Raw genomic sequence first — 21,392 nt, forward strand, 5'->3', positions numbered from 1 at the left:
CCTGCGGGCCGGTTGTCGCGTTGATCAGTGTCGGGCGGCGGACGGGGTCGGCCGATCGGCGGACGGTGACCCGACCCACGAGCGGGCCGCCCCGCCGAGGCGGTCGATCCCGAGCGAGAGCAGGTGGGCGACGGTGTCCACGTCCCGCCGCAGCCCGGGCGCGGTCACCGGGAGATCGTGGTAGCCGTCGGCGAGGAACCGGCGGCGAGAGTCGGGGCCGAGGAAGGGCCGGAACTCGCCGGGATCGGTGAGTGTCACCATGGTGGTCCCGGTGCCGTCGGCGTCCGAGACGATGGACCGTGGGTGGGATCCGGCCGCCGTCAGCGCCGCGTCGAATTCCGGGGGCTGTGCGCCGGCAAGATCGGCCATGGCGACGGCCAACCGCGCGTCGGGGAGCGCCTCCCGGGCGATGATGAGCGCGGCGAGGACCTCCCGGTTCAGGTCCGGCCCGCAGGTGGTGCCGGCGACGACGGCGCCGGCGGACAACGCCGCGCCGACCACCTCCGGGTCGGTCGCGGCGACGACGACGGCACGCACCCGACGGGCCCGCGTCAGCCTGCCGACGACGTCGAGCAGCATCGCCCGGGCCAGTGCGCTCCGTTCGGAGACGTCGAGGCCGACGCATCTGGTCTTGGCCGCTGCGAAGGGTTTTGCCGGTACGACCACCACCCACGAGCCGTCCGTCATGCGTCGGGTTCCATCCTGGTCAACCGGCCGTACAGCTCGGGTCGTCGGTCGCGGAGGAAGGGGCGTCGACGGCGGGAGAGGTCGACGAGGCTCAGGTCCACCTCGGCCACCGCCACGTCGTCGCGGTCGTCGGCGGTCTGGGCGAGCACGTCACCGTTGGGGCCGTACACCGCGCTGAGTCCGAAGTAGTCCTTCACGCCCTCCGTGCCGACCCGGTTGGCGCAGATCACGAAGAGCCCGTTGAACACGGCGTGAGCGCGCAGCTCCAGCTGGAACACCTCACGCATCGGGGCGCTCGCCGAGGCGACCGGGACGCAGAGCACCGACCCGCCGCGTAAGGCGACGATGCGGCTCAGCTCGGGGAAGTGCCGCTCGTAGCAGATGATGGTGCCGACTCCGGTCTCACCGGTCTGGACCACTTCCGGCTCGGCGCCGCCGGGTTGGAAGTAGAACTTCTCGGGGAAGCCGTTGGAGAACGGCAGGTGCGACTTGCGGTACACCGACTTGAGTTCGCCGTCGACGTAGGTGCAGGCGGTGTTGTGGTAGACCCCCGGCACCTGCCCCGCCTCGAAGATCGACGAGACGACGGTCATCCGGTGCCGCTTCGACCGCTCGGCCGCCATCCGGTTGGACGGCCCGTCGAGTTCCTCGGCGTACTGGAAGTAGTCGAGGTCGGGCTCCGGCTGGACGAACGGCACCGCGAACAGCTCCGGCAACAGCAGGATCCGGGCGCCCTGGGTGGCCGCGTCGTCGATCAGGTCGGCGGCCCGGCCGATCGTCTCGGCCCGGTCGTCGGTGGCGCGAAGTTGCAGGGCGGCGAGTCTCACGCGGGGACCTTTCCGACAGCCGGGGCCAGGCCGGTCAGAGCCAGCCCGGAACGGGTCTTGTACCGCTTGTTCACGCTGATCAGTACTGCGGTCAGCGGTTCCAGTTGCCGGGCCAGGCGCAGCCGGCCGGCGTCGAGGGCGCGGCCGCCCGTCACGTCGGCCGCGAGGGCCATCACCCGTTCCTTGGCGGCGATGTCGTCACCGCAGACCAGGACGTCCTCGTGGCTCAGGTCCGCCTCCGGGTTGAGCAGGAGGGGGGCGGCCAGGTGGTGGAATGCCCCGACCACGGTGGCCGAGGGGACGAGTTCGGCGGCCTCCTCGGCAGCGCTTCCGGCCAGGACGTTGCGGCCGTACGGCCCGAAGCGGTCGAAGCTCAGCGGGTTGACGCAGCTGATGACGATCTTGCCGGCCATCGCACGCGCCAGGCTGGTCACCAGTTGGGCGTGTCCGTCGTACGGCACGGCGAGCAGCACGATGCCGGCGCTCTCCGCAGCCGCCAGGTTCGCCGCACCGGTGATCCGGGCGACGCCGGCCCGCTGGGTCAGCTCCTCGGCGGCGGTCGTGGCCCGCTCGGCGTCACGTGATCCGAGGACGACCTCGTGTCCGGCGAGCGCCAGGCGGTAGCCCAGCCCCCGGCCTTGTGGGCCGGTGCCACCGACCACGGCGATGCGGGTGGGAAGGTTTTCTGTCATCGGGTCATCCCTTCGCGGCCTGGGCGAGCCGGGTGAGGGTCTGTTCCTTGTCACCCAGCGTGGAGATGATCGGGCAGCGCACCCCGGCCTCGTGGTACGACTGCAGCTTCTGGAAGGCGTCGTCGGTGGAGCCGCAGGCGGTGACGTTCTGCACCAGGCTGTTGGGGACCAGCTGCATCGCCCGCTTGATGTCCTCCGGCGTGGCGGGCCAGCCGGCGATCTTCTGCAACCGGTCGACGAGTTCGCGCTCCACCCCGCAGTGCTCGGCGATGTGCGGCTGCTGGCAGAGGTAGAGGGTGAGGAAGGCCTTACACGCGTCGATGGCCTCCTGCGGGTCGTCGTCGTTGACGCTGCACGCCACGATCTGGGTCAGGTCGATGCCGTCGCGGCCGTCGGTCCGCTTGGCCACCCCCCGCTCGATCGCCTCACGGGCGCCGACCATGTACGACGGGGGAAGCAGGAAGTCCATGTGCACGCCGTCGCTGATCTCGCCGGCGAGTTCGAGCATCCGCGGGCCTACCGCACCGATGTAGATCGGAATGTCGACCGGCTTGTTCTCGCGGTACATGCTGTCGAAGCGCACGTCCTTCATCTGCACGAACTCGCCGTCGAAGGAGACGAGTTCGTTGCGGAAGAAGGCCTGCAGAACGGTGATGTACTCGCGCATCGACTTGATCGGCTTGGCCAGCGGCTGGCCGACCTTCGTCGCCAGCGGCTCCCACCAGGCGCCGATGCCCAGGATCGCCCGGCCCGGCGCCACCTCGTCCAGGGTTTTGAAGGTGACCGCCATCAGGGCCGCGTTGCGGCTCTTGTTGTTGACCACACCGGTACCGATCTTCACGTTCTTCGTCTTGCTCGCGATGATCGCCGCCGGGACGATGCCGTCGCGCGCGAGTCGTCCCTCGGCGACCCACACGGACTCGAACCCGTTCTGGTCGGCGAACTCGGCCTGCCAGTAGGTCTGCTCCAGGCTGAGTCGCTCGCCGACATGGATACCCAGGGGAAGTTTCATCACTGTGTCAGCTCCGCTCGGTACGTGGTGGAGGGTGGGAATCGGTAGGTCAGGAGAGGCGCGGCGCGGCGCGGGTCAGGAAGGTTCCCCGGCCGGGGGTGTCGTGCCGGAGGCCGGCCGCGTCGACCAGGTGCTCGCCCCGGGAGAACACGTGTACCGGCTTGCCGGTCACCCGCATGCCCTCGTAGATGTTGTAGTCGGTGCGCATGTGCGAACCCGCCGCCGTGATCACGTGGTCGGCCGCCGGATCCCAGACCACCAGGTCGGCGTCCGCCCCGACGGCGACGATCCCCTTGGCTGGGAAGAGGCCGAACAGCTTGGCCGGCCGGGTGGCGACCAGGTCCACGAAGCGGCACGGGTCGATCAGCCCGCCGGCCACCCCGGCCTGCCAGAGGACCATCAGCCGGTCCTCGATGCCCGGGACGCCGTTGGGCACCTTCGGGAAGTAGCCGGGGCTGCGCATCTTCTGCGGCGGCAGGTCGTCGGGCTGGTGCAGGCAGAAGCCGGCGTGGTCGGTGGCGACGGTGGACAGGGCGCCGGTGGCGAGCATCCGCCACAGGCCGTCCTGGTTGCTGCGTTCCCGGATCGGCGGCGAGCAGACGTACGCGGCGGCACGCTCCCCGAGGTCCGCGTAGTCCTCGTAGGCGACGACCAGGTACTGGGGGCAGGTCTCGCCCCACACCCGCGACCCGGCCGCCCGGGCCCGGCTGATCTCGTCGGCCGCCGCCGCGCTGGAGACGTGCACCACGTACAGCGGTGTTCCGATGGTGTCGGCGAGCACGACCGCTCGGTGCACCGCCTCGGCCTCGGACTCGTGCCCGTGTGCCCGCAGGTGGAAGCTCTCGGCTGTCTGGCCGCTGTCCACCAGGCGCCGAACCTCCCGGGCGACCATGTGTCCGTTCTCGGCGTGCACCATGGGCAGTACGCCGAGCTCGCGCGCCAGCTCGAAGCCGTCGAGCAGCTCGTTGTCCTCGACCATCTGGCCCGGGTAGGCCATGAAGAACTTCCAGCTGGTGGCGCCCTCGGTGACCAGCCGACGCAGGTCGTCGAGGACGTCCGGCTGGGCGGCGCGGGGCGGGACGATGGCGTGCAGGCCGATGTCGATCACTGCCTTGGCCGCCGCCGCGTCCCGCCGGCGCAGGTAGGTGTCGTACAGCGACCGGTCCGGTTCCTTCTTGACGAAGTCGAGGACGGCGGTCGTGCCGCCGCACGCCGCCGCGACGGTCCCGGTGTGGAAGTCGTCGGCGGTGTGGGTACTGAACCCGTCGACCGGGTACTCCAGGTGTGTGTGCGCGTCGATGCCACCGGGCATGACCAGCTTCCCGGTCGCGTCGACGACGTGGTCGGCGGTCCAGTCCGGTCCGGCGCCGAGGGCGACGATCCGGCCGTCACGCACCAGCACGTCGGCGCGGACCGCCGCATCGGCGTTGACGACCGTGCCGTTGGCGATCAACGTCGTTGGCATCTCGTACCTCTCCTCCCCGGCGGGCTTCCACCCGTCGCGCCGTTCGTCAGCCCTGGTAGTGCTCGTCGGCGAGGGACAGGACCTCGTCGAGGACGCCGAGCGCTAGATCGATCTCCTCGGCGTTGATCACCAGCGGCGGGGTCAGCCGCAGGACGTTGAAGTTGGCGGTCAGGTAGACGCCCTGCTGCATCGCGGCCTTGAGTAGGCGGCTGACCGGGGCCGCCGCCGGGCCCTTGGCGTTGAACGGGACGAGCGGCTGCCGGGTGTCGCGGTTGCGCACCAGCTCCACGCCGTAGAACAGACCCCGGCCACGGATGTCGCCGATGCTCGGGTGGCTCTCCGCCAGCTTGGCCAGGCCGGCGCCGAGCCGCTCCCCCATTGCCCGCGCGTTCTCCACCACGCCCTCGTCCTGCATGATCCGCAGGGAGGCCACGCCGGAGGCGCAGGCGAGCGGGTGCCCGGCGTAGGTCAGACCGCCCCAGAACATGTGGTCGCGCAGCCAGTCGGAGATCCGGGCGGAGACCGTCATGGCCCCGAGGGGTACGTAGCCGGAGTTCAGCCCCTTGGCGGTGGTGAGGATGTCGGGCACGACATCCCAGTGGTCGCAGGCGAACCACTCACCGGTACGGCCGAAGCCCGCCATCACCTCGTCGAAGATGAGCAGGATGCCGTGTCGGTCGCAGACCTCCCGCAGCGACCGCAGGTATCCGTCCGGCGGGTAGAGCAGGCCGTTCGTGCCGGTGACCGGTTCGATGATCACTGCGGCGACCGTCTCCGGGTTCTCGTACTGGAGGATCTCCTCCAGGTGCGGCCCCCCGGAGCAGACCGGGCACGGGTCGGGGTGCCCGGCCGGGCACCGGTAGGTGTAGGGGTCGAGCATGCGCACCACACCGGTCATTCCCGGCTCGGCCGCCCATCGGCGCGGGTCGCCGGTCAGCGACATCGCGCCCGCCGTGGCGCCGTGGTACGAGCGGTAGCGGGCGATGATCTTCTGCCGGCCGGTGACGTGCCGGGCCAGTCGGACGGCGTTCTCGTTGGCTGCCGCTCCGCCGGTGGTGAAGAAGCTCATCTTCAGGTCGCCGGGGGTCAGTTCGGCCATCAGCTCGGCCAGCTCCGCCCGGGAGCGCTCGGCGAAGCCGGGTCCGATGTAGCAGAGTTGCTCGGCCTGGGCGCGGATGGCCTCGACCAGTCGGGGGTGCTGGTGACCCAGGTTCAGGTTGACCAGTTGTGACTGGAAGTCGAGGTAGCGGCGGCCGTCGTAGTCCCAGAACCACGATCCGGATCCGCCGGCCACGGCGATGGGGTCGAGTGCGCCCTGCACCGACCAGGAGTGGATGACGTACTCCCTGTCGATTTCTTTGACCCGCTGGCTGGTCCAGGTGTCGGTGTCGGTGATCGTCATCGGCTGGCCTCCGTCCCGTCCGGCTGGGTCAGTTGCTCTTCAGCTCGGCGCCGAAGGCGGCGAGCCGGGCCAGCGGGCGTCCGGCGTTCGACGCGGCGCAGACCACGAAGATCTCCCGGGGCCGCGGCACGTCGGCCACCTGGAGGGTCACCGTCTGGTGGTGCGAGCGGGTCTTGGCATCCAGCTTGTGCTTGAGCGGAATGTCGATGGGGCTGCCGGGCAGGCCGACCTTCTCGGCGGCGGGCAGCAGCTCGGTGCCGCCGGCCACGCTGCGGAAGACGTTGCCGAAGCGGAGGTTGTGAATCAGCGCCGAGCCGTGCTCGACCTCGCCGTCGATGCCGACGAGCGCCGCCTTGCCGAACGCCTCGACCTCCTCGCCGAGCAGTTCCACGCAGGCGGGGCCGACCAGGTTGCCGATCTCCTCACCGATCTCGTCGGCGAGGGTGACCAGGTCCTGGACGTACTCGCTGGGGTAGGGATTCTCGATGACCACGCCGGCGAAGGCGACCCGGTGCACCGGCTGCACCGCCCTGCCGTTCTCCAGCCGCGTCTCTTCGAGGTGACGGATCAGCTTGCGAACACGGACGCTCACGATCACTCCTTAGTGGTTCATTGGATGAACCGTCGGTTCATATCTTGGTTCTGCGGGAAGAGCGAAGTCAATAGCCTTCAAGGACAGATCCCGGTGCCCGGCGTGCCCGCGCGTCGCCCGATCCCCGCAGGTCACGAAGGACGCCGCCCCTACCGGCGGGACGGGCCCCGGCTCAGCTCACGGCCGGTCCGTCAATGGACGTAGAGGTCAGTCCGCCGGTCGGCCACTGGCTGGTTGAACGGGTTGTGCAACCGTTCGGCACGCGAGCCGATCAGGTCCACCTCCGCCAGCACGAGTTCCTCCCGGTCCGGGCTCGCCGGGCCGGCGAGGGGCCAACCGTCGGGTCCCACGAGGACGGACCGGCCGACGAACGTCTGCCCCCGCTCGACTCCGATCCGGCTGACCCCGGCGACGTAGCACTGGTTGGAGTGCGCCCCGGTCATGCACATGAGGTTCGCCATCGCTGGGGTGGCCTCGGGCTGCCCGGGCACCGGCACCCAGTTCGACGGCAACACCACCAGATCGGCACCCTGCAACGCCGCGCTGCGGAACGTCTCGGGGAACCAGGCGTCGTAGCAGATCCCGATCCCGATCCGACCCAGCGGCGTGTCGAAGACCGGGAAGCCGTCCCCGTTACGGTCGTAGATCTCCTTCTCGTCGTTCCACAGATGGGCCTTGCGGAAGGTTCCGACATGGCCGGTAGGGCCAAGCAGCACTGCCGCGTTGAAGACCCGGTCCCCGTCCCGCTCGGTGACCCCACCCACGATCCACACGTCCAGTTCGGCAGCGAGCCGCGCCCAGGCGGCGACCGTAGGGCCGTCCGGCACCGACTGGGCATGCTGCGCGGCCTCCGCCCGGTCGGCGAAGACGTATCCCGCCGAGGCCGCCTCGGGCAACACCACGAGCCGGGCCCCACGGCCTGCCGCCTCGCGGATCCAGTACGAGGTCTTGGCGATGTTCACCGGGATGTCACCGAAGACCGGCTCCAGTTGGACCCCGGCGAGCAGGAACCTGGTCACCATGACGCCCGTACCGCCGCATACTTGATGTTCAGGTACTCGTCGATGCCGGCCTTGCCGCCCTCGCGCCCGAGACCGGACTGCTTGACCCCGCCGAACGGTGCCGCCGGGTTGGAGATGATGCCCTGGTTGAGCCCCACCATCCCGCTCTCGAGGCGCTCGGTCACCCGCAGGCCACGGCCGAGGTTCTCCGTGAAGACATACGCGGCGAGGCCATACTCCGAGGCGTTGGCCCTGCCGACCGCCTCGTCCTCGTCGTCGAAGACCACGACCGGGGCAACCGGCCCGAAGATTTCCTCCCAGACGCACCGGGCGCCGTCCGGCACTCCAGACAGGACAGTCGGCGCGAAGAAGTGGCCCTCCCCGGCGATCGGTCCGCCGCCGGTGACGACGCTCGCCCCCGCCTGCGTCGCATCGGTGACCAACTGAGCAACCGACGCCACCGCGGCCTGGTCGATGAGGGGCCCTACCTCGGTCGAGGGGTCCAGCCCGTGACCGACGCGCAGCCCATGCAGCCGCTCGGCCAGCGCGCCGACGAACCGCTGCGCCACCGACCGCTGCACGTAGAACCGGTTCGCGGCGGTGCACGCCTCACCGACGTTGCGCATCTTCGCCTGCACGGCCCCCTCGACCGCCAGCTCCAGGTCGGCGTCGTCGAACACGATGAACGGCGCGTTCCCGCCCAGCTCCATCGACGTGCGCAGCACCCGCTGCGCGGACTGGGCGAGCAGCGTCCGACCGACCGGGGTCGAGCCGGTGAACGACAGCTTGCGCAACCGGTCGTCGGCGAGCAGCGCCGAGGTGACCCGGCCGGACTGCGAGGTGGTGAGCACGTTGACCACGCCACGCGGCAGGCCGGCCCGCTCCAGGATCTCCACCAGCGCCAGCATCGACAGCGGGGTCTGCTTGGCCGGCTTGACCACGACGGTGCAGCCGGCCGCCAGGGCGGGACCGATCTTGCGGGTACCCATCGCCATCGGGAAGTTCCACGGGGTCACCAGTAGACAGGGGCCGACCGGCTGCCGCAGGACGACGACGCGCGAGTTCCCGGCCGGTGCCGTGAGGTAGCCCCCGTCGATCCGGACCGCCTCCTCGGCGAACCAGCGGAGAAACTCCGCGGCGTAGGTAACCTCGGCCTGGGACTCCGCGAACGCCTTGCCCATCTCCAGGGTCATCATCCGGGCCAGGTCGTCCCGGCGTTCGATGACCAGGTCGAACGCCCGGCGCAGCACCTCTCCCCGTTCTCGGGGCGGGGTGGCGGCCCAGCCGGACTGGGCACGGGCGGCGGCGGCCAGGGCGTCCAGCCCGTCGGCGACCGAGGCGTCCGCCACCTCGGCGATCGTCGACCCCGTCGCCGGGTCCTCCACGGCCAGGACGGCACCGTCCCGGCCCGCGCGCCACTCGCCGTCGACGTACAGGCCCTTGGGGGTCTTGTCGACCACGGTCATCGCCGCCGCCAACGCCTCGGCTGGTACGGCCATTGCTTCCTCCTTCACCGCGGGCCTCGCCACGGGCGAGCCGGTACGGTCGGCGGGTGCCTAGCGTCTGGCAAAGGCACTCGGGATATCGATGTCAGCGTTGCTGAGCAGGTCGGTGAGCTGTCGTGCGGCCTTGATCACCGACTCCGCCATGATGTCGATGCGGTCGCGGGTGATCCGGTAGGTGGGCCCGCCGATCCAGACCGCGTACGGCGTCGTTCCTCGCAGACGCACCGGTGCGGCGACCGACGCCGCACCGACCTCCAACTCGTCGTACGCGAAGGCGAACCCCCGGTTCCGAACCGCCTCCAGCGAGCCCATGAAGGACTCCAGGTCCCCCACCTCCGGCGGGGCGTGCTCGGCGAACTCCTCGGTGAAGTCGGCCCGCACCGAATCCGGGTTCAGCGCCGCCAGCAGCACCTTCCCGGTGGAGGTCGCCCACACCGGCTGGGTACGGGGTACCGGCTTGAGCGTCTGCCCGATCAGCGACGGCCCCGGCACCTGGGCGACGACCATCACCTTCGGTGGAAGCAGCACGTCGAAGCCCGCGGTCTCCCTGGTCTCCTCGGCCAGGTTCCGCAGCACCTCTCGCATGTGGCCGTACGCGCCGCCGCCGTCGAGCAGGCCGCCCACGATGGAGAGCAGTCCGAGCGACACCCGGTAGCGACGGGTCACCGGATCGAGGGTGAGCCAGCTCTCCCGTTCCAGCACGGTGAGCACCCGGTAGCAGGTGGCCTTGGGGATACCCGCCTCCCGGGCCACCTCGCTGAGTCCGACACCCTCGGGGTGAGCCGCCACGGCCCGCAGGAGCCAGATCGTACGTCGCACCAGCCCCGCCTCACTGGGCGCCATTGCTACCTCCATCAATTGCATCGGCCTTGGTATACGGCCCATATCTTGGCAGGCGTCATTGGCTGCGGGCGTGTGCCGAACGGCGGGCGCCGCCCGGCACACGCCGCTCGCCTACTTCCCGCCTTCCGTGATCGTCACGGTCTGCGGTTTGTAGGAGTTGCCGCTGACGTCGAACCCGTCGGCCTTGAGTTCGTCGTTCGCGCGCTGCGACAGGTCGGTGCGGAACGCGTCCTTGTCCGGCATGTTCTTCAGCACGCCGCCACCGATCGCGATCTTGATCGTCTGGTCCCAGGCCGCCTGGTCCATCATTCCCACGCCGTTGGTCGCGGGCCAGATCAGCTTGTTGATCTCGTTGAGCATCCAGGTCTGGTGCCCCTGCCCCAGCGCGCTGCCGTTGTCGAGCACAATGTCGACGCAGCCGGCCAGGTCGTCGCGGCAGTAGCCCCAGCCGCGGTAGGACGCCTTCAGGAACTTCACCGCCGTGTCCTGGTTGGCCTGCTCCCCCAGCCAGTCACCACGGGCGTAGATGCCGTCCTCCAGGCTGGTGTAGCCGGCGTCCTGGAGACTGATCACCGAGAAGTCCGACGGCTGGTAGAGCTTGCCCGTCTTCGGGTTCTTGGTCTCCAGCAGTTGGGCGTACTCGTTGTAGGTCTTGGCCTGACCGGCGTCGATCTCCCGACGGAGCAGCAGCGACATGTCGAATGGTTGCTGGATGATCTCCGTGTCGCGGCTCGGGTCGACGCCGGCGTCCTTCATCGCTGCGAACAGCACGAGCTCGTTGCCGTAACCCCAGCTCCCGACCTTCTTACCCTTCAGGTCGGTCAACGCCTTGATGCCGGAGTCGGCCCAGGCGACCTGGAGATAGGCGCCGCGCTGGAACACCTGGCCGATGTTCACCAGATTCGCGCCCTGCTCCCGGGTCACCATCGTCTTGGTGACGTGGCTGACCGCGAACTCGGCGTTGCCGGCGGAGAGCACCTGCTGAGGAACGATGTTGACGCCGCCCTCCTGGATGGTGACGTCGAGGCACTCCTCGGCGTAGTAACCCTTCTCCTTGGCCGCGTAGTAGCCGGCGAACTGGGCCTGGGCGACCCACTGGAGCACCACCCGGACCTTGGTGGTCGACTCGCAGTTCTTGGCGGCCTCAGCCGCGGACTCGCTCTGGGTGTCGGACATGCCACCGCAGGCCGAGGCGGCGAGCAGGACGGCGGTGAGGGCGGTGGCGATTGTGGCGGGGCGACCCTTTCGCGGGGTCCGCCATAGTTGCAGGGCCATTCTGACTCCAACAGATCGTGGTGGCCCGTGGCTCACGAGTCGCTGTCGTGCAGGGACTCGTGCCAGGGCATCAGGAGGCGTTCCAACAGAGACGTGGCACCGAACAGCAGCAGGCCGAGCGCGCTGGCCACGGCGATCCCCGCCCAGGCGAACTCAAAGCGGGGCAGGGCCGCCTGATAGGCGATGTACACCCCGAGAGCGTTGCTCGGTCCTCCGAAGTACTCGGTCACGATCACGCCGATCACGGCGAGCGTGCTGCCGAGCTTGAGCGCGTTGAACAGGTACGGCAACGCGTTGGGCAACCGCAGCATGAGCGCCACCTGTCGTGGCTGCGCCGCGAGCGATTGCATGATCTCCAGGTGCAGGGGTGAGACCTGGAGAAGTCCCCTGGTGGTGTTGACCAGGACCGGGAAGAAGACCATCACCGCGGCCACGCCGGCCTTCGACATGGGGTTGGTGACCCCGAACCAGTTGTTGAAGATCGGCGCGAGGGCCACGATCGGGGCGCAGTTGATGACGACGGCCGCGGTCAGCACCGGCGCGGACACTCCCGGGAACCGGCTGAGCGCCAACGCCACCAGGACCCCCGCTACCGCGCCGAGGACCAAGCCGAGGAGCACCTCCTGCACGGTGACCACCGACGCCGACATGATCGTGCCGAACTCGGCCTGGAACGCCGACGAGATGTCGGCCGGCGCCGGGACGATGAACGACGGAACGTCGAAGACGGTCACCAGCAGCTGCCACGAGCCGATGATCACCAGCGCGGTGAGGACGACCGGGAGGAACCGGCCGATCGCCGACCGGGCACCGGCGCCGGGCAAGGTGTCCCGCGCGAGCCGCGTCGTGCTCATCGGGCCGCCTGCTCGGCCGGGACGCCGTGCAGCGCCGTACGCACCTCGGTGACCTTGGCGAAGAACGCCTCGGTGGTCCGGGTCGCCGCCGTGCGCGGGTATGGCAGGTCGACGTCGATGCTGGCGGCGATGCGTCCGGGACGCGCGGACATCACGACGATCCGCGACGACAGGAACACCGCCTCGGAGATGCTGTGCGTGACGAACACGACGGTGGTCTGGGTGTCCGACCAGATCCGCAGCAGCTCGCCCTGCAACCGCTCGCGGTTCATCTCGTCGAGCGCGCCGAGCGGCTCGTCCATGAACAGAATCTCCGGGTCCGCCGACAGCGCGCGGGCGATCGCCACGCGCTGCTGCATGCCGCCGGAGAGCTGCCAGGGAAAGTGCCGGGAGAAGTCGGAGAGGCGGACCAGTTCCAGCATCTCGTGGGCCTTGGCCCGCCGGGTCTGCTTGTCCACCCCGGCCACCTGCAACGGCAGCTCGACGTTGCGCTGCACGGTACGCCACTCGAAGAGGCCGGCCTGCTGGAAGACCATGCCGTAGTCCCGGTCCGTCCGTGCCGCGCCCGGCGTCTTGCCGTTCAGCGACACCGTGCCGCTGGTCGGCTCGGTCAGGTCGGCCAGGATCCGCAGCAGAGTGCTCTTGCCGCAGCCGCTCGGGCCCAGCAGGGACACGAACTCGCCCCGCTTGATCGACAGGTCGATGTCCTCAAGTGCCGTCACCGTACGGTTTCCGCCGGTGAACTGCTTGTTGACTCCTCGCACGGAAATGATCGCGGCCTCAGACATCAGCGTCTCTCCAGGTGTTGTTGAGGCGGAAGGAATGTTCACCGGGTGTGCCGGTTCCGGAGCGCCACGCGCTCGATGAGTGCCAGGGACTGCACGAACACGATGCCGGCCGCCGCCGCAACCAGGACGGCCGCGTACAACTTCTCCGGCCCGTTCGAGTAGTAGTAGGCGAAGGTGAGGATCGCCCGGCCGATGCCCCGGCCGGTGCCCGCGGAAAGCTCGCCCACGATCGCGCCCACCACGCTCGCGGTGGCGGCCAGCCGGAGCCCGGCGAACACGAAGGGCAGTGCTGCCGGGATCCGCAGCCACCCCAGCACCTGCCAGCGGCCCGCGCCCACGCTGCGCATGAACTCCAACTGGACCTTCGGCGGTGACTTCAGGCCTCGTAGGGCGTTGATGGTGACCGGGAAGAACGCGAGGTAGGCGGCGATACCGGTCACCGCCATCCAGGGCGGCGCGCCGGCCTTCCCACCCCAGATCACGATCATCGGTGCGATCGCCACCAGGGGAACCGTCTGTGACGCGACCAGCCAGGGCATCAGTCCCTTGCTGAGCGGCACCACGTGCAGGAAGACGACCGCCAGCACCAGGCCCAGCGACGAGCCCGCCAGCAGACCGTAGAACGCCTCGCGGAGCGTCACACTGGTCTCGCCGAGGAGATAGCTGCCCAGCACCATCGAGTCGCCCCGCCGGGCCGGCTCGACCAGGGCGCCGAGAATCGACCAGACGTGCGGCATCGAAAGATCGTCGGTGGCGACCGGGAAGGCGATCCCGGTGCCGGGCACGACGTCATCAACGGCGCGCCCCAGCGCCTTGTAGCACTCCCAGAGGCCGGCGAGCGCCGCCACGACCAATACGGCCCCGACGGCGTTCAGCACGCGTTTCCTCGCGGCGGACAGGCGCCCGGATCGGCGCAGTGTCACTCGTTCCACCTGCCCGGCCGGTCCAGCCTCGGCAGCCGGTGTAGTGGCGGTTCTTGTCGCAGTCATGCAGGCACTCTCCGAATCCCTCGGAAGCGTCGTCTGGCGTGAGATCCGTCGGCCGGCCCCGCCTGTCGGATCACTGAGTGAACTGGTGGTTCACCATAGAAGCGTGACTCAGGCCACGTCAACGGTTTGGCCAGGACATCGGATCACCATCTGGAGGCCGCTCCCGACCCACGTCACCTGCCGGATACCGCAATCCGGGTCAAGCTGCCGCCTCCGCAGCCAACACCAACGGAAGGTTGCGCCCACTGGAGTGGCGTACGACTTGCCCGTGATGGGCGTGTTACGTAGATGAGAGACGGCCATCGCGTCGATCCTTCAAGACGACCAAGTCAGAGAAGGAAGAGAGAACGCGATGGCCGCATCTGAGAGTGTGAACCCTGTTGACCTGCTGCGCGAGCAGATCGAGGGCGCGTCGCCGGACGTGTTGCAGGCGATGATCAAGACGTTCGCACAGGCGTTGATGTCCGCCGAGGCCGATGCGATCTGCGGTGCCGGGTACGGGCAACGCAGCGACGAGCGGGTCAACTCCCGTAACGGATACCGAGCCCGGCAGTGGGACACCCGGGCCGGGACGATCGATCTGGCGAGCGCGCCCAGCGGACAGCTGGGGTGAGTCCCGGGCCCGAATCGTTCGAGACCAGGTCGACGCGCGTCAGTCCGTGGTCACTGCGGCGCCTTCGTGGTGGGTCCCGTGTAGGGAACGGGTAGCCACGGCGGTCATGAGCAGGCCGCACATGGTCAAGCCCGCGGCTACGAGGTAGATGGGCCTGGGACCAGTAGTCGAATCGGCGATGAGTCCGCCGAACAGGCCGGCGCAGGCAGCAGCGACCTGGTATCCGGACGCGTTGACGGCCATGGCCAGCGTGGGCGCTTCGGCGGCGGTCATCATCACGCGTGCTTGCATGCCGGGGATGATCGCGAAGCCGAGGAGGCCGATTGCCACGACCGCCACCGCGGTGAGTGTGGTTGAGGCGGCGACGAACCAGGTGCCCACAAGGGTTGCGGCCAACAGCCCGAGGAGGGCTGGTTGGAAGAGCCGCGGGTTGCGGTCGTAGAGCGTGCCGCCGACGAGGTTGCCGATCGTCGCGCCGACGCCGTAGGCAAGGAGCAGGACCGGCAGCCGGGTGGCGGGGTGGCCGCCCAGATCCGTAAGCAGCGGGGCGAGGTAGTTGAACACCATGAGAACACCGACGTTGCCGACCGCAGTGATGGCCAGCGCCACCAACACCGGCCGCTGCCGCAACACCAGCAACTCCGAGACCGCCAAGGTCCGACCCGCGTCGCTCGGCGGTGCGAGCAGCAGAAACACAAGGCCCAGCCCGATCAGGCACGCAACGGCAATCGCGGCGAACGTCGCGCGCCAACCCCACTGACTGCCGATCTGGGCGCCGATGGGCGCTCCGAGGATCATGGCCAGATTCATCCCGAAGGCCAGCCGGGCAACCATGGTCCCGGCTTGCTCGGGTGGCGCGGACTGCACTGCGATCACGATGGCTTGGGCGAAGAAGGTCGAGGTCACCAGCGCGGTGACCACCCGGGCGGCCAAGAGCAAGGAGAATTCGGGGGCGAGGGCGGAGACCGCGTTCCCTACGACCGCGACAGCCAGCAGTGCCAGCATCAGCCGCTTCCTGTCGATCCCGGCGGTCACTGCGGTGAGCACCGGGCCGCCGATGATCATGCCCACGGCGTAGGCAGTGACCAGCAGGCCTGCGGTGCCGACGGTGACCTCGAGGTCGGTGGCGACTTCGGGCAGGATTCCGGCCACCACGAATTCACCAGCGGTGATGCTGAAGACGCAGAACATGAGGATGGCAAGTCGGAGCATGCCCGGCACGCTAAACTCTCACGTCGGTGTGAGAGTCAAGCCCGGGTAGCGAACGGAGCGGCCAGGTGAAAATCGGAGAGCTGGCGGAGCGGACCGGAGTCAGCGTGCGAGCGTTGCGCTACTACGAGGAGAAGGGTGCCCTGAGGCCGGACCGAACCCCCAGCGGGTACCGGATCTTCGCCGACTCCGAAATCCGCAAGGTGGGGCACATCCAGACCCTCCTCGCCGCGGGCCTCGGCATGGACCTCATCAGCGAGATCCTGGCATGCCTGTCCGGCGAATCCCTGCTGCTGGACGACTGCCGCGAACGTCTCGAAGCAGAGCGCCGCCGGATCACCAACGACATCGACCAACTCGTCCACACACGGTCGCTGCTGGACGACCTGCTCGCAACCACGCGCGCCCCGGCACAACCCAACCCCGCGGAGTCATCCATCGCATAGTGACCATCCCCGCTGGCCGCGTCGTCGGGCCACTGGGCGATCAGCCACCGCTCGGGCAGGGTGCCGTCGGCGTCGCGGGCGACGCGGTGGCCGGCCGGGCGTAGCCAATCCCGTGCTGCGCCACCAGCGGGAGGTGTTCGGGCCGGTGGCCTCGGACACCACGGCGTGGCGGACCTGGATGAGATCGGCGTGGTGCAGCTGCGACGCATCGCCAAGGCCAGGGTGACGGTGCGGGCCCGGGTGTGGCAGCTGGTCGGCGGCCCACCGCTGGCGCGGGCGGCGGGCCGGGACATCGGTGCCGGTGTGGTGGTCCTCGACGTGGACTCGACGATCGTGATCGCGCACATCGACAAGGCGCGGGGGCCACCTACAAGCACACCCACGGGTTTCATCCGATCCTGGTGACCTGCGACAACACTGCGGAGCTTCTCAGGGTGAAGCTGCGGCCGGGCAACGCCAGGGCCAACACCGCCGCCAATCACCTCGACGTGCTCACCCAAGCGGTCGCGCAGGTCCCCGCACCGCACCGCCGGCACCTGCTCATCCGCGGTGACTCCGCGGCAGCCACCCGCGCCGTGCTGGACCGGCTGACCGGGCGCAACACCACCGCGCACTGTGGAGTACTCGCTGGGCTGGTCGATCGGCGAGGCCGAACGCGCCGCCATCACCGGCCTGCCCGCCGAGGCGTGGTCGCCGGCGATCGACACCGACGGTGGTGTGCGTGACGGGCGCCGCCGTCTCCGAACTGACCGGCCTGCTGCACCTGAGCGGCTGGCCGGCCGGGAGGCAGGGCATCGTCCGGCGGGAACGCCCCACCCCGGCGCCCAGCTGACGCTGCTCGAGCACCGGGACGGCTGGCGTTACACCGCATTCGTCACCAACACCACCACCGGAGCACTGCAGTGGCTGGAGGCCCGCCACCGGCCCACGCCCGCGTCGAGGACAGGATCCGCTGCGCCAAGGACACCGGCCTTCGCCGGCCACCTTCTCGCGAGTTCGCGATCAACCAGGCTTGGTGCGCCACCACGGCGATCGCCGTCGACCTGATCGCGTGGCTGCAGCTCATCGGCCTCGACGGCGACCTGGCGAAGGCTGAACCGAAACGGCTGCGCTACCGCATCCTGCATACCGCAGGTCGCCTCGTACGCGGCCAACGCCGCCGCTGGCTACGCACCCCCGCCACCTGGCCCTGGACCGAACAGATCACCGCCGCGTTCAACCGGATCGCGGCCAACTCCGCCCCCGGCTGACCAGCTCAGCCGCTGTCCCGACGACCGGAGAACCCAGGAGACCACGCCCGCCGCCGCGACAGACGGCTCGCCACCATGTCCGGAACCGAAACCACATGGATCAGCAGCGATCAGCGCTGCCGGGCGAAAGGAGCCGACCCCCGGCGCGAATCATCGAGGCCAAGCAGTATGCGAAGCGCGGCTCGTTACCATAACAATGCAACATAAACAATTTGACATCAACTGATACGCTGCTCTCAGTTTACCCCTAGAGAGGAGAGACACCGAAGTGAATAAAATATCAAGCGTCGCGTCCGTGCTCGCACTCTCAATTGGAATCGCTATTTTCCCGGCAGCATCTGCCTACGCTGCTACGGACAGGAGCGGGGCGGAACGGCTGAACATCCCGAACAGCAGCGCGTGCAAGGCGGGTCGCACGGTCATGCAAGGCATGGTGGCAGGGCCAGGCGGCCAGCTTTACATCGTTTTCACAAAGGCAGCCGGCGCGGAGCCTGTCCTGTCCAGGTGGTTGCGCGACGGCTCAACCTGGGACGGCACCAGCTGGGTCTGCGCCGGGGCGCCAACCTCCATGCCCACACTCGGCCACGGTAACGACCTCGCCTACAATCCGAACTATCTGGGCCAAGGCCCGGCCTTGATTGCCACCCAAGGGAGCCAATCCGCGTTTCCGAGCGATAAGGTGACAATCGTGCGCCTGAACGCCGACGGATCTTTTGGCGCAACCGGGGAAGTCCGTCTACCGATCGGCAACATCAGCGGCCTCTGCTACAGCGCGACGGCTGCCGGCGGAGCCGGCAAATATGCTGCCCGACGGTTGGGTAGCCTGTGGACTCATCCCGGCGCCGGTGCGCTTACGAGTGGATGGACGCTGGTGAAGAGCAACCTGACGAGTCACGATAACCGTTCCGACCAAGGCATTGACTGCTCCGAGAACTACATCTGGAACACCAAGTCAATCAACACCTCAACGCCCGCTACCGGGTGGAACTGGGTGTACCAGTACAACTGGTCTGGAGGCGATGTGGAGAGCGACATCGGAATTCCGGGGAACAACTTAACCGACGAGATCGAAGATGTCACCCATGTGGGGAGCGAATTCTTCATCGGCATCAACCGAAACGACGGGCTAGCCGACTCCGTGAAGGTGTTCATCGAATAAATTTCGGGCAGTTGTATCCTGTTGACGTATTTGTGGGGCACTTGGTGTGCTTGCCGGTTAACCGATAAGGTGTCTCGCAGGACGCTTCCTGAAGAAGGGAGACAGCACCCCTGGTGACCAGAGTCTTACTCAGGCCGCTTCATTGGGACGAGCTGCCGATCCCCGTGGCCTCGTCCGGACCCGGGCTCGTCATCGGGCATCCTCGGTGTTGATGACAGATGTCATTTGACAGATGACACCCGTGTCTGCCCGAACATGTCCAGCACTGGGATTGTTGAACCATGACGAGATGGGCAGACAACGAACAGACAAGCAAGCCACAAGCAAAACGGAGCCTTGCTGCCGACCTCATGAGCCTCGGTCCGGCTTCGACTCCCGGGCGTGAACTCCTCGCCGCGGTATTGCAGATCGGTGCCGTCGCCCTGTTGTGCTTCGTGGTGTTTCCCGACCGCCTATCCGAGGTGATGCGGTGGGGGCTGTTGGCGGCGACGTTCGTGTATTTCGTGTTTCGTTTCGCGGCCGGCCTGCCGAAGTGGCTACAGCGCAGATAGCGTCTCTCTCCATCGCGTGATCGGATGGCCGACGAGGCTGCGTCCTGGAGGTCATCCCTGAGCCAGAGCACGATCTCGGCCACGGAATACGCCGCGCACTTCGCATATCAAGTCGCGAGATCAGGAAACTGCTCCAACCGAGCAATACACCGCTCCACCGCATTCCACCGCTGGTACTCGTCCCGATCGAATGCAAGCGGCCGCCCGCCGGAAACACTAGGGGGGTTTCCGGCGGGCGATCTGGTCCGCGTGCCGATCCGTGCCCAGGCCCTGTCGGTCAGCTCGCCTCGCCTACCAGCGATCCAGGCCTGCACCAGCCGAGGCGAACGACGTGCACGGCGCGCCGGCAGGACGTACGGGACAGACGCTAGATCCAGCCTTCACTCCACGCCGTCCTGGCTGCCGCGACCCGGGTCTCGGCACCGAGTTTGGTCATGGCGGTGGAGATGTAGTTCCGCACGGTTCCCGGTGCGAGGTGGGTGCGTTCGGCGATCACGCGGATCGTGGCTCCATCGAGGGCTTCTCTTAGCACTTCGATCTCGCGATCGGTGAGCGGGCAATTGCTTTCAGAGAGTGCCGCAGTCGCGACTGAGCCGTCGACATAGCGCCCGCCATTACGAACCGTTCGCAAGATATGCGGCAATTCCTTGACCGATGTGGCCTTGGTGACGAATGCCAACGCGCCCGCATCCAGCGCGCGTCGCAGGACGGCGGGCCTGGCATGCCGAGTGAGCAGGACGACCCGCGTGTCGGCGGACGCCGTGCGGACGGCGGCAGCTGCTTCGAGCCCGTCGAGCTTCGGCATTTCCAGGTCGAGCACGGCCACGTCTGGTCGGGTCTGCCTGATGACCTTGATCGCTTCCTCACCGTCTCGGGCGGTGCCGACGATGTCGATGTCGTCTTCCAGGCCAAGCAGCGTGACGATCGCCTCACGGAGCAGCAGCTCATCGTCGGCAAGGACGACTCGGATGGCGTTCATGCTGTGTCTCCGTTCGCCATGGCATGTGAAACCGGAAGCCAGCCGACCAGTCGTCCGCCATCGTCAGCCGCGAATTCAAGTTCGCCGTCCAGCCCACGATAGCGTTCACAGAGCGTCTGCAGCCCCGTGCCGGACTGCTCGTGGGGTGCTGAGCTGAATACGCTGGCGGACGGTGCCGAGCTCGGGCCGGAATCGGTCACGATCAGGGCGACGCCACTGCGCCCCGATCGATGCTCTTGCCGAGTTGTGATGGTGCAGGTGCTGGCACGGGTGTGCTTGAGGATGTTGGTGATCGCTTCCCGCACGGTCAAGCCGAGAAGCCGATCAGTCTCGTCGTCGATCCCGGAGATGCCAGTGGTGTCGCGCTGCGCCGTGATGCCGGCGGCCAGGAGCACCCGGACCGCGTTCGCGATCTCCTCGTCGAGGCGGACCTCTCGGTTGGCGTGGACGACTCGGTGCATCTCTTCGAGTGCGTCGAGCGTGATGGCCTGGACGCGCTCGGCGTGCTGAGCGGCTGCAAGGTACTCACCTCGCTCGATGAGCCTGCTGACGAGTTCCGCCTCGACCGTGATCAGGCCCAGGTGCTGGCCCTGGATGTCATGGAGGTCTCCGGCGAAGCGCTTGCGTTCGGTGATGACCGCCCGTTCCGCCTCACGTGATCGCAGATCATCGAGTTCGATCGCGAGGGCGTAGATGGAGTCCTGGCCCAGTAGGCCGAGGGCGAGCAGTGCGGCGACGATCAGCGTCAGCGGCTCCCAGTCGTGCCCCGATGCGGTATCAACGGCGAACATGACGAGACCGCTGGCGATGGTCGCGACCAGGAGGCGGATGATGCCCGACCAGAACGAGCCGCCGGACACGGCCCGCAACGCCCAGGCCAATGGGACCGCCGCGGCCGTGACCGGATGGCCGGTGACCGGAACCAGTGCTGCGACGGCCAACGCGGACGCAAGCGCCCCGGCGCTGGCCCATGCTCTGGCACGCGGATTGCGGAGCCACCTGGTGAACCGGTGGTGCGGCACGAACTCGGCGGCCACGAGCAGGGAGGCACCGATGCCGACCAGCACGGCGCTCAGCATCGCCAAGGAGACGACGATCGGCGGGCGTGGTTCGACGACGAAGGCCACCGCCGGGGCGGTGACCGTCCCGAGCACGAGGATGACATGGGTCGCGTGAACATACGACGCGATGGCGCGGAACCGGTCGCCGCCCGCCGTCATCCCGCGCCGTCGCATCTCATCCTCCTTGAACAT

23 protein-coding genes and 1 pseudogene are annotated in these 21,392 nt (G+C 68.4%); 7 read left to right on the forward strand and 17 right to left on the reverse strand.

The genetic code is table 11. The features are described from left to right. Positions 1–24 precede the first annotated feature (24 nt). The 14 genes from cofC to ACGFZ2_RS19925 form a co-directional block, all read right to left on the reverse strand. Entirely contained in the window at positions 25–687 is a 663-nt protein-coding gene (gene cofC / locus ACGFZ2_RS19860; RefSeq protein WP_393455474.1) for a 2-phospho-L-lactate guanylyltransferase, read from the reverse strand. Then, complete coding sequence (locus ACGFZ2_RS19865) at positions 684–1,514, reverse strand: carbon-nitrogen hydrolase family protein (RefSeq protein ID WP_393455477.1); 831 nt, start codon at positions 1,512–1,514, stop codon at positions 684–686. The genes cofC and ACGFZ2_RS19865 overlap by 4 nt, the downstream gene beginning before the upstream one ends. After that, entirely contained in the window at positions 1,511–2,206 is a 696-nt protein-coding gene (gene npdG, locus ACGFZ2_RS19870; RefSeq protein WP_393455480.1) for an NADPH-dependent F420 reductase, read from the reverse strand. The genes ACGFZ2_RS19865 and npdG overlap by 4 nt, the downstream gene beginning before the upstream one ends. A gap of 4 nt (positions 2,207–2,210) precedes the next feature. After that, entirely contained in the window at positions 2,211–3,218 is a 1,008-nt protein-coding gene (locus ACGFZ2_RS19875; protein ID WP_393455483.1) for an LLM class flavin-dependent oxidoreductase, read from the reverse strand. Positions 3,219–3,267: 49 nt separating this feature from the next. Continuing rightward, positions 3,268–4,683: a dihydropyrimidinase gene (hydA, locus tag ACGFZ2_RS19880; protein WP_393455486.1), complete on the reverse strand. Its 1,416-nt coding sequence runs from the start codon at positions 4,681–4,683 to the stop codon at positions 3,268–3,270. Positions 4,684–4,729: 46 nt separating this feature from the next. Further along, complete coding sequence (locus ACGFZ2_RS19885; RefSeq protein ID WP_393455489.1) at positions 4,730–6,085, reverse strand: aminotransferase class III-fold pyridoxal phosphate-dependent enzyme; 1,356 nt, start codon at positions 6,083–6,085, stop codon at positions 4,730–4,732. Between the two features lie 28 nt (positions 6,086–6,113). Beyond that, positions 6,114–6,677: an amino acid synthesis family protein gene (locus ACGFZ2_RS19890; RefSeq protein WP_393455492.1), complete on the reverse strand. Its 564-nt coding sequence runs from the start codon at positions 6,675–6,677 to the stop codon at positions 6,114–6,116. Positions 6,678–6,868: 191 nt separating this feature from the next. Continuing rightward, on the reverse strand, positions 6,869–7,696 hold the full coding sequence (locus tag ACGFZ2_RS19895; protein ID WP_393455495.1) for a nitrilase family protein: 828 nt from the start codon (positions 7,694–7,696) through the stop codon (positions 6,869–6,871). Next, complete coding sequence (locus tag ACGFZ2_RS19900; RefSeq protein ID WP_393455498.1) at positions 7,693–9,177, reverse strand: NAD-dependent succinate-semialdehyde dehydrogenase; 1,485 nt, start codon at positions 9,175–9,177, stop codon at positions 7,693–7,695. The genes ACGFZ2_RS19895 and ACGFZ2_RS19900 overlap by 4 nt, the downstream gene beginning before the upstream one ends. Before the next feature lie 57 nt (positions 9,178–9,234). Beyond that, positions 9,235–10,026 (reverse strand): IclR family transcriptional regulator, encoded by a 792-nt coding sequence (locus ACGFZ2_RS19905; protein ID WP_393455501.1) that lies wholly within the window; start codon positions 10,024–10,026, stop codon positions 9,235–9,237. Positions 10,027–10,137: 111 nt separating this feature from the next. Then, positions 10,138–11,301, reverse strand: a complete 1,164-nt coding sequence (locus ACGFZ2_RS19910) for an ABC transporter substrate-binding protein (RefSeq protein WP_393455504.1) — start codon at positions 11,299–11,301, stop codon at positions 10,138–10,140. A 32-nt stretch (positions 11,302–11,333) separates the two neighbouring features. Then, on the reverse strand, positions 11,334–12,155 hold the full coding sequence (locus tag ACGFZ2_RS19915; RefSeq protein ID WP_393455507.1) for an ABC transporter permease: 822 nt from the start codon (positions 12,153–12,155) through the stop codon (positions 11,334–11,336). Beyond that, positions 12,152–12,943 carry an ABC transporter ATP-binding protein gene (locus ACGFZ2_RS19920; protein WP_393455510.1) on the reverse strand — a complete coding sequence of 264 codons (792 nt, stop codon included), beginning with the start codon at positions 12,941–12,943 and terminating at the stop codon, positions 12,152–12,154. The genes ACGFZ2_RS19915 and ACGFZ2_RS19920 overlap by 4 nt, the downstream gene beginning before the upstream one ends. A gap of 38 nt (positions 12,944–12,981) precedes the next feature. Next, positions 12,982–13,821 carry an ABC transporter permease gene (locus ACGFZ2_RS19925; protein WP_393455513.1) on the reverse strand — a complete coding sequence of 280 codons (840 nt, stop codon included), beginning with the start codon at positions 13,819–13,821 and terminating at the stop codon, positions 12,982–12,984. 463 nt (positions 13,822–14,284) lie between these two features. On the opposite strand from ACGFZ2_RS19925, the pseudogene ACGFZ2_RS19930 reads away from it, so the two are divergent. Then, a pseudogene (locus ACGFZ2_RS19930) lies at positions 14,285–14,518 on the forward strand (transposase); the annotation flags it as partial. Between the two features lie 66 nt (positions 14,519–14,584). Here the strand turns inward: ACGFZ2_RS19930 and ACGFZ2_RS19935 are convergent. Next, positions 14,585–15,757 carry an MFS transporter gene (locus ACGFZ2_RS19935; protein WP_393455516.1) on the reverse strand — a complete coding sequence of 391 codons (1,173 nt, stop codon included), beginning with the start codon at positions 15,755–15,757 and terminating at the stop codon, positions 14,585–14,587. A 65-nt stretch (positions 15,758–15,822) separates the two neighbouring features. Between ACGFZ2_RS19935 and ACGFZ2_RS19940 the strand changes: the two genes are divergently transcribed. From ACGFZ2_RS19940 to ACGFZ2_RS19965, 6 genes are all read left to right on the forward strand, one after another. Further along, the gene (locus tag ACGFZ2_RS19940) at positions 15,823–16,200 is read left to right on the forward strand and encodes a MerR family transcriptional regulator (RefSeq protein WP_393455519.1); all 378 of its coding nucleotides are present in this window, start codon (positions 15,823–15,825) and stop codon (positions 16,198–16,200) included. 165 nt (positions 16,201–16,365) lie between these two features. Beyond that, on the forward strand, positions 16,366–16,605 hold the full coding sequence (locus tag ACGFZ2_RS19945; protein WP_393455522.1) for a hypothetical protein: 240 nt from the start codon (positions 16,366–16,368) through the stop codon (positions 16,603–16,605). Then, positions 16,602–16,925 carry a hypothetical protein gene (locus ACGFZ2_RS19950; protein WP_393455525.1) on the forward strand — a complete coding sequence of 108 codons (324 nt, stop codon included), beginning with the start codon at positions 16,602–16,604 and terminating at the stop codon, positions 16,923–16,925. Before ACGFZ2_RS19945 ends, ACGFZ2_RS19950 begins: the two co-directional genes overlap by 4 nt. A gap of 177 nt (positions 16,926–17,102) precedes the next feature. After that, positions 17,103–17,450: a transposase gene (locus tag ACGFZ2_RS19955; protein ID WP_393455528.1), complete on the forward strand. Its 348-nt coding sequence runs from the start codon at positions 17,103–17,105 to the stop codon at positions 17,448–17,450. Between the two features lie 295 nt (positions 17,451–17,745). After that, a complete protein-coding gene (locus ACGFZ2_RS19960; protein ID WP_393455531.1) occupies positions 17,746–18,609 on the forward strand; it encodes a hypothetical protein in 864 nt (287 codons plus the stop codon). A gap of 281 nt (positions 18,610–18,890) precedes the next feature. Next, complete coding sequence (locus ACGFZ2_RS19965; RefSeq protein ID WP_393455534.1) at positions 18,891–19,160, forward strand: hypothetical protein; 270 nt, start codon at positions 18,891–18,893, stop codon at positions 19,158–19,160. 367 nt (positions 19,161–19,527) lie between these two features. Here the strand turns inward: ACGFZ2_RS19965 and ACGFZ2_RS19970 are convergent, their stop codons facing one another. Together ACGFZ2_RS19970 and ACGFZ2_RS19975 are read right to left on the reverse strand one after the other, a co-directional pair. Next, positions 19,528–20,139 carry a response regulator gene (locus tag ACGFZ2_RS19970; protein WP_393455537.1) on the reverse strand — a complete coding sequence of 204 codons (612 nt, stop codon included), beginning with the start codon at positions 20,137–20,139 and terminating at the stop codon, positions 19,528–19,530. Then, positions 20,136–21,392: a sensor histidine kinase gene (locus ACGFZ2_RS19975; RefSeq protein WP_393455540.1), complete on the reverse strand. Its 1,257-nt coding sequence runs from the start codon at positions 21,390–21,392 to the stop codon at positions 20,136–20,138. The genes ACGFZ2_RS19970 and ACGFZ2_RS19975 overlap by 4 nt, the downstream gene beginning before the upstream one ends.

It is taken from the genome of Micromonospora sp. NPDC048063, from assembly GCF_043202855.1.
In the GTDB taxonomy this organism is placed as follows: Bacteria; Actinomycetota; Actinomycetes; order Mycobacteriales; family Micromonosporaceae; genus Micromonospora.